A 14,601-nucleotide genomic window follows, 5' to 3' on the forward strand; every position below is an offset into this window, starting at 1 on the left:
AGCCTCCTGCCATTCGTTATTGGCGCCAATTGCGCGATTTAATGCAGCGATTGCGAGCCGGCAGCGTGTATCGGCAAAAGCCTGCGTTCCCCAAATACCAAGCCCGCCGTTCAGCCGCCTTTGTTTGATAGGTTGGCTATTGACAGCAGCCTTCGTCCAGAGATAAAATATGTGTAATCGATTACGTAAACGATTACACAGCTATGAGGTGAACAAATATTGGCAAAAGGAAAGGCAACAATCAAGCAAGTAGCGGCAGCGGCAGAAGTGTCGACGGCAACGGTATCCCGCGTGTTGAACGATAGCGGTTATGTCAGCCCGGAGGTCAAGGAGCGCGTATTCCAAGTCATCGAGCAACTTAATTACCAGCCGAGCGCGGTCGCCCGCAGCTTGAAGCAGGATAAGACCTTTATGATCGGGGTCATCATCCCGGATATATCGAACGCATATTTTATGGGGATCGCGCGCGGGATCGAGGATGTAGTCGGGCGTGAAGGCTTCCAGCTCATGTTTTGCAGCTCGGATGATCATCCGGCGAAGGAAGCGAAGCTGCTGCAGATGCTGTATGAGAAGCGGGTGGATGCAATTGTGCTGGCGACGTCCGGCGGCAATGACGAGATGATTTGCAGCTTGCGGGATAACGGACAGCCGATCGTCCTGATTGACCGTACGCTTGACGCAGCCGATATCGGGCGCTCCTTCGACCTGATCGCCGAGGATAACCGGCATGGCGCGTATTTGCTGACCAAGCAGCTGCTGGAAGACGGGCATACCCGGATCGGAGTCGTCAATGGCCCGGCAAGGGCAAGCACAGGCCGCGAGCGTTACAGCGGCGTGCTGCAGGCGCTGCAGGAGCGCGGCATCGCCGCACCGCTGGTGTATAATGGCGATTTCTCGACAGAGGGCGGGATGCGGGCCGTGCGCCAGTTTTTGCAGGCGAGTGAGCCGCCGACGGCAATTGTGTCGCTGAACAACAAAATGAGCCTTGGCGTGCTGCTTGAATTGGTGCGCAGCGGATACGCGGTTCCCGCGGATATGGCTGTTGCTTCCTTTGGCGAAGTAGAGGCGGGGCCGCTGCTCGGGCAGCCCGATTTGTATTATATTGACCAAAATCCGTATGACATGGGGAGCAAGGCCGGGGAAATATTGCTGCGGCGGATGAGCAAGGAGCAGGGAGACGCTGATCCGGCAATTGAGCTTTTTTGCAATGAACTGAAAACAATATAAGGCCAAGAGGCGAGAGGGAGCTGGAATGATGAAGATTCAGGTGGAAAATCGGCTGCGCGGCAGTATGCCAAAAATCGGGATTCGTCCGATCATTGATGGACGCAGAGGCGGGATTCGCGAGTCGCTGGAAGAGGTGACGATGGAGATGGCGCGCAATGCAGCCCATTTTTTGAGCGAGAATTTAAGGCACAGCAATGGCTTGCCGGTTGAGTGCGTCATTGCCGACACTTGCATTGGCGGCGTGGCGGAAGCGGCGCTGGCAGAGGAGAAGTTTGCGCGTGAAGGTGTCGGGCTGACGCTATCGGTGACGCCATCATGGTGCTACCCGACGGAGACGATGGACACCCATCCGACACGTCCGAAGGCGATTTGGGGCTTTAACGGGACGGAGCGCCCGGGGGCAGTCTATTTGGCAGCAGCGCTTAGCGCGCATAATCAGAAGGGGCTTCCGGCCTTTTCGATTTACGGCCGCGATGTGCAGGATATTGGGGATACGACGATAACGCCGGATGTCCAGCAGAAGCTGCTGCAATTTGCCAAGGCGGGCCTGGCGGTTGCCGTGATGCAGGGCAAATCGTATTTGTCGATGGGCTCGGTCTGCATGGGGATTGCCGGCTGTATCGTGGACGAGACGTTTTTCCAGCGTTACTTGGGCCTGCGCAATGAATATGTCGATATGACCGAATTTGTGCGGCGCATGGAGCGGGGCATATACGACCAGGAGGAGTTCGAGCGGGCGCTGGCCTGGACGCAGGAAAACTGCCGGATCGGCGCGGAGGTCAACCCGGAGCATCTGCAGCGGACAGATGAGCAAAAGGCAGGCGACTGGGAGACGGTGGTGAAAATGGCGCTCATCGCCCGCGATCTGATGATCGGCAATCCGAAGCTGCAGGAGATGGGCTACGGGGAGGAAGCGCTTGGGCGCAATGCGATTGCGGCGGGGTTCCAGGGACAGCGCGCCTGGACGGATCATTTTCCGAATGGCGATTTTATGGAAGCGATTCTAACCTCCTCGTTCGATTGGAACGGGATTCGCGAACCGTTCGTACTGGCGACGGAAAATGATACGCTCAATGGCATTACGATGCTGTTCGGTCATTTGCTGACAGATGCGGCGCAAATTTTTGCCGATGTGCGCACATACTGGAGTCCCGATGCGGTAGAGCGGGTGACGGGATATCGCCTGACCGGCAAAGCAGAGAACGGTATTATCCATTTGATCAACTCCGGGCCGGCTGCCCTTGATGGCACTGGCAGACAGACGGCAGGCGGCGCTCCGGCGATGAAGCCGTTCTGGGAGATTGGCGAAGAAGAAGTGCGAGCCTGCCTCGAAGCGGTCAAATGGTGCCCGGCCGTCGACTTCTTCCGCGGAGGCGGCTTCTCCACCGACTATACGACACAAGCGGGCATGCCGGTCACGATGGCGCGCATTAATCTGGTCGCCGGACTTGGCCCGGTGCTCCAGCTGGCGGAGGGCTACACAGTAGAGCTGCCGGACGAGGTGCATGACAAGCTGGATCAGCGCAGCAATCCGACATGGCCGACGACCTGGTTCGTGCCGAATTTGACGGGCGAAGGCTTGTTCAAGGATGTATATTCGGTGATGAACAATTGGGGCTCGAACCACGGTGCGCTCAGCTACGGGCATATTGGCGGTGAGCTGATAACGCTTGCTTCGATGCTGCGCATTCCCGTATGCATGCATAATGTGCCGGAGGAGCGGGTTTTCCGCCCGAGCGCCTGGACGGCTTTTGGCGGCATGGATCCGGTTGGTGCCGATTTCCGGGCATGTCAAGCCTTTGGGCCGCTGTACGGCAAAGCCTAGTTGAACGGGAGGAGCTGGCCGAATGGGTAAGCGGTATACAATTGGAATTGATTATGGCACGGAATCGGGAAGAGCGCTACTGGTCGATTTGGAGACGGGCGAGGAGGCAGCGACTCATGTCACGCCTTACCCGCACGGCGTAATTGACAAGCGGCTTCCCGGCAGCGGGATTAAGCTGGGGGCGGATTGGGCGCTCCAGCATCCGGGAGATTATGTAGAGGTGCTGCGGCGCTCGGTGCCCGCTGTGCTGCAGGCCGCCGGCGTAAGCGCCGAGCAGGTGATCGGCATCGGCGTAGATTTTACAGCTTGTACGATGATGCCGCTTGATGAGACGGGAACGCCGCTCTGCTTGCTGCCCGAGTGGCAGGACGACCCGCACAGCTGGGTCAAATTGTGGAAGCATCATGCGGCGCAGGAGGAAGCGAACCGCCTGAATGAAATTGCCGCATCGCGGGGAGAAGCGTTTCTCGCCCGTTACGGCGGCAAAATATCGTCCGAATGGATGATACCTAAAGTATGGCAAATATACAACGAAGCCCCGCATATTTATGCAGCGTCCGATCGTTTTATGGAGGCGGCAGACTGGATCGTAATGCAGATGACAGGCGTTCCGGTGCGCAATAGCTGTACGGCCGGCTACAAAGGGCTATGGCATAAACAGGACGGATACCCGTCACGGGAATTTTTTGCCGCACTGGCTCCGGGGCTTGCAGATCTAACTGAGACAAAGCTGCGCGGGGAGATTGCCCCGCTCGGTGCGAGGGCTGGCGGGCTTAATGCTCATATGGCGGAAATGATGGGGTTGCGCGCCGGCACAGCGGTTGCTGTTGCGGTTATCGATGCCCATGCGATGGTGCCGGCTTGCAAAGTTGTCGCGCCAGGCAGCATGGTGCTCGCGATGGGCACTTCCACTTGCCATCTGCTGCTAAGCGATCAGGAGATACATGCCGAAGGAATCAGCGGCGTCGTCGAAGACGGCATCGTGGCCGGATTGTTCGGCTATGAAGCGGGGCAGGCGGCGGTCGGCGATATTTTCGGCTGGTATGTGGAGCAGGCCGTTCCGGCATCTGTGCATAAGGAGGCAGCGGCTTCCAGCGTTTCCGTTCATGCGTGGCTGGAGCAGGCGGCAGCGGCATATAAGCCGGGGGAAAGCGGGCTGATCGCGCTCGATTGGTGGAATGGCAGCCGTTCGGTGCTCGTCGATGCCGATTTGAGCGGTTTGCTGATCGGCTGCACGCTGCAGACGAAGCCGCAAGAGATTTACCGCGCCTTGCTGGAGGCGACGGCGTTCGGCACGCGCAAAATTATTGAAGCATTTACAGAGAGCGGAATTGAGGTCGAGGAGCTGGTCGCTTGCGGCGGCTTGCCGCAGCGCAACCGGCTTATAATGCAAATTTATGCCGATGTAACTGGGCGCGAAATTAAAATTGCCGATTCTGTGCAAACCGCGGCGCTCGGTGCGGCGATGTTCGGCGCAGTCGCTGCCGGCTCGGCGGCCGGCGGCTATGATTCGATTGTCGAGGCGGCAGCGAAGATGGCCAGGTTGCGGGAGGAGACTTATAAGCCGAATCCGGCTCATACTGCTGTCTATGACGAGCTTTACAAGCAATATTTGGAGCTGCATGATTATTTCGGCCGAGGCGCAAGCGGAGTAATGAAACGGCTGAAGGAACTGAAAATGTCGGCGGCAGAATAATAAGAAGGCTATCCACCTTCACGGGCTGTTGCAGCGTGACGGCTGGGTAGCCTTTGTGCCTCGGCGCCCCTTGCCGCAGGCTTCTTTGGCATGCGTGCAAGCAGGAGAAGCCTGCCGGAATGGCGTATTTTTAATAGGGAGGCTGAGGGCAGCCAAAGCTCGGATTAGGAGGGAATGTACATGAGTGATCCAGTTCGTATCGGTCTCATCGGCGCAAGCTGGTTTGCTGATCTGTGGTTTTTGCCAGTACTAAGCAAACATCCGAAGGTAGAAGTGGCGGCCATTTGCAGCAAAAATGGCGCAAATGCGGCAGCGATGGCAGCCAAATACGGGATTCCTGCCGTATACGCTTCAGCAAGCGAAATGATGGAGCAGGCGGGTTTGGACGGTGTCTGCATTATCACTCCGAATGATACCCATTTTCCGCTTGTGATGGAGGCGCTGTCCCATAATCTTCATGTGCTGTGCGAAAAGCCGCTGGCGATGAACAGCGAGCAGTCGCGGGAGATGGTGGCGGAGGCAAAGCGCAAAGGCGTTATTCACGCGGTCAACTTTACAGTTCGCGAGCATCCGGGCATCCAATATTTACGGGAAGCGGTAGCAGCAGGGCGGATCGGGCGGCTGCTGGAAGGGCGCTTTGAATATACGGGTGACTATGCGCTCGGCGGCTCGGCTGGCTGGCGCGGCTCAGTACAGCAGGCGGGCGCAGGCGGCATTTTGCAGGATTTGGGATCGCATCTGATCGATATGGCTCATTACGTAACAGGAGAGCGCATAATGGCTGTGCAGGGCTCGCTGCGCTGTACAGAAGCAGGCGGGATCGTAAATTTCGCTGAACGGTCCGCTCAGGATCAGGCGGCGGATTCCGCTTTTTTCATCGCGGATTTTCAAAGCGGGGCCCACGCCAGCTTCCATACAAGCTGGGTTCGCGCACAAGGCGCGGGCGGGCAAACCTTCTCGGTCGAGCTGTTCGGGACGGAGGGCGGCGTGAAATTTGCGACGGAAGGTTATGGCTACAAATTATATGATTGCTGTACAGGGAAACGCTGGCAGCCCATATCGCTACCTGATGCGGATGGCTGGGATTTAACCGCCGAGCCGAGCGAGGACCGATTCCGGCCTTATCGGGAGACCGATAAAAATGAAGTGTGGAAGTGGGCGGAGGCCATTTGTAACAAAAAAGTCGAGAAAACGGCAAATTTAACGAATATCCCAACTTTTGATGATGGCGACCGCGCGCAGCGGGTGATTGATGCGGTGCTGGCGGCTGCTGCGGTTAATAAAAAGGTGAACATTTTTTACGATTAATTGCGGCTTCGCACGCCGCTTTATAAAGGCCGAAAAAGCGCGCAACCGCGCTTTTTTTGCTGCCCGCGAATGGCGGAAAGGGGCGATCCGGGGCCTCAGTGCAGGGCGAAAATTTCCTAAAATTGACTTGCAATTGGGCGATCTTTCATTTGCTGCGAATTACTCTATCAATCTCATTTTTTTAATAAATAGACGATTGGCCCCGTTGACAAACACAATATATTGATATAGATTTGATAAAGCGAACTACATATGGACGTCACGGTGCAGATTTCTCTACTAGGGATTGAAAGTTCCCTGCCGGGAAATCTGTCTGTTTGTGGCAGAGTTGTGACGGATAATAGGAAGGTGGAGGAACGGGGATGCTGATCGCCTATGATTCCAGAACGGGGAATGTGCGACGGTTTATTAACAAGCTTCAGCTGCCGGCCGTGCAGATTGATGCTTCGATGACAATTGATGAGCCTTTCGTGCTTGTAACTTATACGACTGGATTTGGCCAGGTGCCGGAGAAGATATTATCCTTTTTGAAAAATAACCATACAAGGATGCGCGGTGTGTCCGCGAGCGGCAATCGCAATTGGGGCGAACGCTACGCGAAAAGCGCCGATCATATTTCCGAGATGTACGGCGTGCCGATTATTGGCAAGTTTGAGCTAGCAGGCACTGGCCGTGATGTCGAACAATTTATGGAGGGAGTGAAGGCAGTTGCATCATATTGAATTGAATAATTTGGTTATGCAGCGCGGTGCCGACGGCTTCTTCCAGCTGGATAAAGACCGCGAAGCGGTTAGGGAGTTCATGGCGGAAGCAGAGAGCAAAAGCATGAAGTTCTCTTCCAAGACGGAACAAGTGCGCTATATGATTGAGAATGATTATTATGAGGACGTCTATGCAAAATACTCGGAGGAGCAGGTCGGTGAGATTTTCCTTATTGCCCACAGCTATCCATTCGAGTTCGCTTCCTATATGGCAATATCGAAGTTTTATACCGATTATGCGATGAAGAGCAATGATCGCGAGCAATATTTGGAGCACTATCCCGACCGGGTGGCGATCGTAGCGCTATATCTGGGACGGGGCGTGATGGAGGCGGCCGAGGCGCTGGTCCGCTCGATGATGGAGCAGCGGCTGCAGCCGGCAACGCCGACATTTCTCAATGCGGGCAAGAGCCGGCGCGGCGAGATGGTCTCCTGCTTCCTGCTGGAGATGGATGATGCGCTCAACTCGATCAACTATGTGCTCGGCACCTGTATGCAGCTTTCCAAAATCGGCGGCGGGGTAGCGGTCAACCTATCGAAGCTGCGCGGTCGCGGCGAGCCGATCAAAGGGGTCGAAGGTGCGGCGAAGGGCATCATGCCTGTGCTCAAGCTGATGGAGGATGCATTCTCCTATGCCGATCAGATGGGGCAGCGCAAAGGCTCCGGAGCGGCATATTATAATATTTTCGGCTGGGACGTTATGGAATTTTTGGACAGCAAAAAAATTAATGCCGATGAGAAAACGCGCCTCAAGACGCTTTCGATCGGTCTGATTGTACCGAACCGCTTTTACCAATTGGCTGCTGATAACGCACCGCTGCATGTATTTGCGCCTTTCTCTGTGTACAAGGCCTACGGCAAGCATCTGGACGATATGGACCTTGATGAAATGTACGATACGCTGCTGGCAGACGAGCGGGTCCGCAAAAAAGCCGTCATGAGCGCGCGCGACATGCTGATCAAAATCGCGACCATTCAGCTCGAATCGGGCTATCCTTATATTATGAACCGCAGCAATGCGAACAAGGCGCATGCGCTGAACGGAATCGGCTCTATCAAGATGTCCAACCTGTGTACAGAAATTTACCAGCTGCAGGAGACGTCGGAAATCGGCGATTATGGCGAGGAAAGCATTATCCGCCGCGACATTAGCTGTAATCTGGCATCGCTTAATATCGCCAACGTCATGGAAACGCGCAAGCTGCGCGAGTCGGTGCACGAGGGCATGATCGCCTTGACGGCTGTCAGCGATATGACGCGGGTGGCGAACGCTCCGGGAGTAGCGAAGGCTAACAGCGAGCTGCACTCCGTCGGCTTGGGCGCGATGAACCTGCACGGCTACCTGGCGAAAAACAAAATCGCGTATGAAAGCGAGGATGCAAAAGATTTTGTCCGTACGTTCTTTATGATGATGAATTATTATTCCTTGGAAAAAAGTATGCTGATCGCCAAGGAAAGCGGCAAAACGTTCGAGGGCTTCGAGCTTTCCGACTATGCAAGCGGCGTTTATTTCGACCGTTATACGGCAACTGATTTTCGCCCGCAGACAGCCAAAGTGGCCGCTCTGTTTACAGGGATGGACATTCCGGGGCCGCAGGAATGGGCGCAATTGAAGCGGGAGGTAGCGCAGCACGGCCTCTATCATGCCTATCGGCTGGCTGTTGCGCCGACGCAGAGCATTTCCTATATTCAAAACGCCACATCCAGCATTATGCCGATCGTCGAACCGATCGAGACGCGGACATATGCTAATTCGACAACCTATTATCCGATGCCTTATATGGATAAGGACAATTTCTTTTTCTACAAATCGGCCTACCAAATGGATCAAATGAAGGTCATCGATCTCGTAGCGGAAATTCAGGCGCATGTCGACCAGGGCATCTCGACTGTGCTGCATGTTAATAGCGATGTGACGACCAGACAATTGGCGCGGCTTTATGTGTACGCAGCCCGCAAAGGCTTGAAGTCGCTCTATTATACAAGGACGAACCGTTTGAGTGTAGAAGAATGCATAAGCTGCTCTGTGTAGCTTTTAGAAGGAGACATGAATAATGACGGTCAGAAAAGCTGTCAACTGGAATCGGCCCGATGATGAATATTCCATTACATTCTGGAATCAGAACATTATGCAATTTTGGACCGATGATGAAATTCCTTTATCTGATGACAAAATGTCCTGGCTGACGCTGAACGATGCGGAGCGGGAATTATATAAAAAGGTGCTGGGCGGCCTGACGCTGCTCGACACAGTGCAGGGCGGCGTCGGCATGCCGAAAATATTGGAGCATGTCGAAGGGCTGCAGCGCAAAGCGGTGCTCGGCTTCATGGGGATGATGGAGCAAATTCACGCCAAATCGTACAGCAGCATCTTTACGACGCTGGCCGCCAATGAAGAGATCGATGCGATATTCCGCTGGGTGGAGAGCAATCGCTGTCTGCAGGTCAAAGCGGAGACGATCGCGCAGTATTATGAAGGGATTCAGACGAAGAAGGATCTTTATCTGGCGATGGCCGCTTCAGTGCTGCTGGAGAGCTACCTGTTCTATAGCGGATTTTTCTATCCGTTATATTTGGCCGGTCAAGGCAAAATGACGAGCAGCGGCGAAATTATCGACCTCATTCTGCGGGATGAAAGCATTCACGGGCTTTATGTAGGCGTGCTGGCCCAGGAACTGTTCGCTGAGCTGGAGCCGGACGAGCAGCAGGAGGCTGAAGAAACGTTCCAGGGGCTGTTCCGTTTTCTGCATGAGAACGAGGAGCGCTACACGGAAGAGCTTTACACAGAGGTCGGGCTTACGGAAGAAGTGAAAAAATATTTACGCTACAACGCGAATAAAGCGTTCATGAATTTGGGCATGGAACCGCCTTTCCCTGAGCAGGAAATCAATTCGATCGTTTTCAACGGCATCAACACCCGTACCAAACAACATGATTTCTTCTCCAAAAAAGGCAATGGCTATATCCGGACGATCCATGTCGAGCCGCTGCAAGATGAAGATTTTGTGTTTTGATAAATAAATGAAGCAGCGAAAAATTAAGCCGCCTTCCAAGCAGCTGTTAACAGCTTTTTGGAGGCGGTTTTTACTTTCTATAAATGAGCCGCGATTACGCCTGCTGAATGGAATTTTTACGGATATTTGAGCAATCCGACCTATTCAGGTCCTAAATAAATAGCCCTATAGTTGCTGAAAACGGCTATATATGTAACCTATAATGAGAGGAGGCGATTGCTGGGAACTGATCAGGGAGGTAAACATACCTATGCTGGTAAGAAAATGGGGCTACCCGTTTCTCTTTTTTATTATGATCGCTATCGTTATCATCTGCTCCTTGAGCAATGATGCGGAGGCTGCGGCCGGACAAGCACCGATAAAGGTGTTCGTCGATGGCGTACAAATAACCTTTAAAGTACAACCGCGGGCGGTTAAAGGAACAACATTTGTGGAGCTTTCACCTTTAGCTGAGGCGTTGCAGATTAAAACGGACGAGCAAAAGGGCGCATCGCTTGTCCCACTGCGCACAACGAGTGAAGGGGCAGGGGCGCTTGTCGCCTGGGATCGGGTCAACGCAGAAATTAATGTTTTTACACAGCAAATGCTGGAAACGCTGGGCGTTACCAAAGAAAAAGCGACACGGATCATTCATGAATATTTGGGGCAGGCGCGGAATGGATTGCAAAAGCTGAACGGCATGTATTATAACATGCGCGTAGACTTGTCAGGCTACGAGTGCGGGGGGACGTGCTGGGACTTTTACACCTTTCTGCCCGATCAAAAAATTGTCATCGGCGAGCCTGACGAAGGCGGGATGGAGACGATTGATTGTGCGAAACAGACCTGTTACTCCTACGAGATAGAAGATGGGGGAATGAAGGTAAGCAACGGCTCTAAATATACGGTTCGGTTTTCGCAGCAGGGCGATCTTGTTGTAAACGACGAGGTGCTGACGAGGGTTAAGCCGATTGACGGCGTTTTGAAGCTGAATGGAAAATATGTCAACCGGGGATATGTCGGGCTTGACAAGCAGGAAACGGCATCATCGGCGTGGGAAGAATGGCTTACGTTTTATTTAGATGGGCGCTTTCAAAGTGAATATTTGCTGCTAAGCAACAAAAAGAGTACTGTGAAAAAGAATCAAGGGACTTATCGGATTAAAGGGAATACCATTTCGTTTCAATATAGCGATGGGAAAGAAAAGCGGTTTTTGTTTTTCGTGCATGATGGCGAGGATGGAAAGCCTAACAGGGAAGATGTCCAAATTGGCAGGCGCAATTTCTATGTTGATAAAGAATAAGTGCAGATCAGCCCTGAGAGAAGCTTCTCGGGGCTCCTTCTTTTGCATGTGAAAATAAGAATGGAATTAGAACCAGTAGATTACATATTAATGAAGAAGGAAAATGGGAGGGCGAGGACGAATTAGAAGGACAGAAAGCGTAAATGATCACGTCTTTACTCAGTCATGCTCCATAAGACGGCGTTTTACGACAAAAGGCAGCAAAGGAAGCAGTGCTGAATGCGACGGAGAAATAAGGGCGGGATGGGAAAAAACAGAACTTTGCATTAGAAAAGTGCTATAATTTGGTCGAATTTATGCGAAAATGTGTTTCTTCGTTTGCTTCCTATTGAATGATCGTATATTCTAGAGGTAATTAACATTTTTTTAATGGAGGTTTTTTGTATGGAACCGGTTCAATCGCTATCTGACTTGATCTCTACGAGTCATACCGGTGCTTCTGTTGAAGTGCCTGGTCGATTGGCGCGAACTTTCGGGCAAACTACGCTATCGACTACCTTGCCTATGAACAAGCTGTTTTCAATTTACGAAATTGATTTGGAAGTACAGCGCCAATTGATCCCAAGAAACGTATCACGGCTCGTTGATTACATTTTGCTTTATTTGGATCATGGGCAAAATATTTATTTCCCAGGCGTTATTTTATCCGCTCGGGGTGCGGGCACCTATGATGAAGAGCGTGGCTGCTATTATTTGCAGCCTGTGGAAAAATGCTACGTCGTCGACGGTCAGCATCGTCTTGCCGCATTCCGCCGGGTAATGGAAACTTTGCAAAGCAATATGGCGCGCGCCAAAGATCGCCGCGAGTATGACCGTGTGGATGAAATTATGGAAAAGCTGCGCCGTCTCTATGATTTCCCAATGTCAGTTATGTTCTATATGGACATAAGCGCCCGTCAGGAGCGTCAATTGTTCTCCGATATTAACAAATTGCCGCGTAAAATTGGCGGCAACCTGGCAGTGCTGCGCGATCAGCGCCGTTTCTATCATATTATGGCCACAAAGCTTGTCGAGGATTATCCGGTTATGGATAAGCTGCCTACCGACATGTACTCCGAGCGTGGCAAGGGAGCCGAGTATCTGTTTGCCTATTCCCTTGTAATCGAGCTGCTTATTGCGTTGTTTGAAGGCCGCTTGAAGGCAGCAGCGCGCAATAACGGCTACCATTATACGGACGAGGTTTTGCAGGAGCACCTCGATAATGCGGCATACTATTTTGAAATGCTGCTCCGTTACTTGCCGGAGCCGGATCGTGGCGAGCTGGCCTGGACGGAAAGCGTGCAAATTGCACTTGCCTTGTTCATGCATGAAGAAGCGTTCAAATCAGGCCAGTTCAATCGTTACACTTTGGAATACGGCATGAAAATATTGCCGCATGTCAATTGGAACAACATTTATAAAAATGACGAGAAGGACCGGCTGCCTAGACGTAGCCGTATCATGAAGGCCTACAATTTTGTGCGGGAATTTTATGAGAAAGAGCATCTGTTTCTTATTTCCGATAAGGATGAGGAGGACGCCGGCTAATGGATGGATTAAAGCTCAACATGACGATTCACCCGTATTGCCAAAATTATGGCTTAGCGACTGTTCCGCTGCGGGTACACGATCTACTGAATTATTCGACGATCGATCCGATGGTGCAGCGCAAGCTTAGCGCAGGTCAACGTCGTAAAATAGCGAATTACTTGCAAGAGCGCGAACTGGATCATGTGTTTTTCGGGCCGATCACTTTATCGCTGCGCGATGTCGGCTCGCTAGCAAGAGACGACGGTCAGCTTGTACTGCTGCACGGCTCCAAGTTAAGCATTCTTGACGGTCAGCACCGGATTATGGCGCTTGGTTACACCAACGAGCAGCTTTTGAAGGAAAGCCGCAAGCATGAGCGGGAAGTTGCCAAGCTGAAGCTGAAAGCCCGCCGTCACCCAGAGGAGCGGTCGCTTCATGTGGAATTGGAGGAAGCGGAAGGTCTGCTGGCGCAGGTAGAGGCACGCCGCCTTGATCTGTTGGAGAGCGAGCTGTCCGTACAATTATATATCGGATTAGGCGAAGAGGAAGAAAAGCAGCTGTTCGGCGACATTAACTCGAAGGTACAGCTGGTCAGCAAGGAGCTGGGACACTCCTTCGACGGCAGCGATCCGCTCAATATTGTGCTGCAGCAATTGGCTGATCACAATGAGCTGCTGAAAGCAGTCGGTATTGAACGCCGCAACAACTTGACGGCTTATAACAAAAACTTTACCTGCTTCAGCTGGCTGTATTCGACAGCGACGATTTTGTTCACAGGTAAAATGAACCACTCTTATGAGCTGGCGCGCCGCATCCGCAAGGATATGACCACTCATGTGGAGCTGCTTCACCAATTTTTCAACAGCGTGCTGCCTCATATGCCGGAGCAGCCGGGTACAGCGCAGTTCATTTCTTCGAGCCGCGTCATTCAAGAAGCAATTGCCATGTATGCGAATGGTTATTTGGTGAAGGACGGAAAGTATTCCTCAGAATGGGTAGACTGTCTGGATGTTCTTAGCCAGATAGAGTGGACGCATGATAATGAGGAACTAATCGAGCGCTTTGGTCAATTGGACAATGGCAAGCTCAATCTTGTGCACGAAAAATCGATGCGCAAGCACTTGAATATGGTGGAATATTTGGAAAGCTTGCAGGTTGCTGCAGCTGCTGAGTAACTCATCGCTTCAGCTGAACTTGAACCGGTTCCGTATTAACGGGACCGGTTTTTTCAAAAAATGAAGGAGGCGTTTTGAAGTGGAGCTTATTTATCATGGTCATTCTTGTGTGCAAATTGTAACGAACGGGAAGTCGCTTGTCATCGATCCTTTTTTACGCGGCAACGAGCTGGCTGTGACGAAGCCGGAGCAAATCCGGACTGATGCCGTTCTGCTGACGCATGCGCACCAGGATCATATATTGGATGCGGAGGCGATCGCCCGCAGCAATAGCGCCCCGATCGTCGCTACCTTCGAGCTTGCCAATTACATGTCTTGGAAAGGACTGGATACGCTTGAAATGAATATTGGCGGCACGCTTGATCTCGGATTTGCAAAAGTAACGATGATCCAAGCCTTCCATAGCTCTGGCATCGTACTGCCGGAGGAGCAGCGTATTATATATGCAGGTATGCCTGCGGGCTTCATTGTACGCGCAGAAGGCTTAACTGTACTGCATGCCGGCGATACGGGCTTGTACGGCAATATGCGTCTCATTGGCGAGCGATATGACGTTGATGCTGCCTTTATTCCAATCGGCGACCGGTTTACGATGGGGCCGGACGATGCCTTGCTGGCGGCGGAATGGTTTGGCGCAAAGTGGACAATTCCGGTCCATTATAATACGTTTTCGGCGATTCGCCAGGATTCCGAACATTTCGTAACGAGACTTGAGGCAGGCGGGATGAAGGGACGGGCGCTGGCGCCGGGTGAATGGATGGAGCTGCTCGCCGAATAATCTGCAGGCAGGTACTGGAGGGAGGC

Annotated in this window: 11 protein-coding genes; all 11 read left to right on the forward strand. The window is 52.6% G+C overall.

Going from position 1 to position 14,601, the window contains the following annotated elements; genetic code table 11:
• The first annotated feature begins 219 nt into the window (after window positions 1-219).
• Window positions 220-1,227, forward strand: a complete 1,008-nt coding sequence (locus ACFQ0N_RS18410) for a LacI family DNA-binding transcriptional regulator (protein ID WP_379328779.1) — start codon at window positions 220-222, stop codon at window positions 1,225-1,227.
• 28 nt (window positions 1,228-1,255) lie between these two features.
• Window positions 1,256-3,052: an L-fucose isomerase gene (locus tag ACFQ0N_RS18415; RefSeq protein ID WP_379329315.1), complete on the forward strand. Its 1,797-nt coding sequence runs from the start codon at window positions 1,256-1,258 to the stop codon at window positions 3,050-3,052.
• Window positions 3,053-3,074: 22 nt separating this feature from the next.
• Window positions 3,075-4,748, forward strand: a complete 1,674-nt coding sequence (locus ACFQ0N_RS18420) for a ribulokinase (protein ID WP_379328781.1) — start codon at window positions 3,075-3,077, stop codon at window positions 4,746-4,748.
• Between the two features lie 180 nt (window positions 4,749-4,928).
• Window positions 4,929-6,056: a Gfo/Idh/MocA family protein gene (locus tag ACFQ0N_RS18425; RefSeq protein ID WP_379328783.1), complete on the forward strand. Its 1,128-nt coding sequence runs from the start codon at window positions 4,929-4,931 to the stop codon at window positions 6,054-6,056.
• A gap of 362 nt (window positions 6,057-6,418) precedes the next feature.
• Entirely contained in the window at window positions 6,419-6,778 is a 360-nt protein-coding gene (nrdI, locus tag ACFQ0N_RS18430) for a class Ib ribonucleoside-diphosphate reductase assembly flavoprotein NrdI (RefSeq protein WP_379328785.1), read from the forward strand.
• Window positions 6,765-8,849: a class 1b ribonucleoside-diphosphate reductase subunit alpha gene (gene nrdE, locus ACFQ0N_RS18435; protein WP_379328787.1), complete on the forward strand. Its 2,085-nt coding sequence runs from the start codon at window positions 6,765-6,767 to the stop codon at window positions 8,847-8,849. The genes nrdI and nrdE overlap by 14 nt, the downstream gene beginning before the upstream one ends.
• 22 nt (window positions 8,850-8,871) lie before the next feature.
• Window positions 8,872-9,831: a class 1b ribonucleoside-diphosphate reductase subunit beta gene (gene nrdF / locus ACFQ0N_RS18440; protein WP_379328789.1), complete on the forward strand. Its 960-nt coding sequence runs from the start codon at window positions 8,872-8,874 to the stop codon at window positions 9,829-9,831.
• A 250-nt stretch (window positions 9,832-10,081) separates the two neighbouring features.
• Window positions 10,082-11,113: a hypothetical protein gene (locus ACFQ0N_RS18445; RefSeq protein WP_379328791.1), complete on the forward strand. Its 1,032-nt coding sequence runs from the start codon at window positions 10,082-10,084 to the stop codon at window positions 11,111-11,113.
• A gap of 384 nt (window positions 11,114-11,497) precedes the next feature.
• Window positions 11,498-12,640 carry a DNA sulfur modification protein DndB gene (locus ACFQ0N_RS18450; protein WP_379328793.1) on the forward strand — a complete coding sequence of 381 codons (1,143 nt, stop codon included), beginning with the start codon at window positions 11,498-11,500 and terminating at the stop codon, window positions 12,638-12,640.
• Window positions 12,640-13,797: a DNA sulfur modification protein DndB gene (locus ACFQ0N_RS18455; protein ID WP_379328795.1), complete on the forward strand. Its 1,158-nt coding sequence runs from the start codon at window positions 12,640-12,642 to the stop codon at window positions 13,795-13,797. The genes ACFQ0N_RS18450 and ACFQ0N_RS18455 overlap by 1 nt, the downstream gene beginning before the upstream one ends.
• 79 nt (window positions 13,798-13,876) lie before the next feature.
• A complete protein-coding gene (locus ACFQ0N_RS18460; RefSeq protein WP_379328797.1) occupies window positions 13,877-14,575 on the forward strand; it encodes a metal-dependent hydrolase in 699 nt (232 codons plus the stop codon).
• Window positions 14,576-14,601 lie beyond the last annotated feature (26 nt).

It is taken from the genome of Paenibacillus sp. GCM10027626, from assembly GCF_042676285.1.
Classification (GTDB): Bacteria; Bacillota; Bacilli; order Paenibacillales; family Paenibacillaceae; genus Paenibacillus_Z.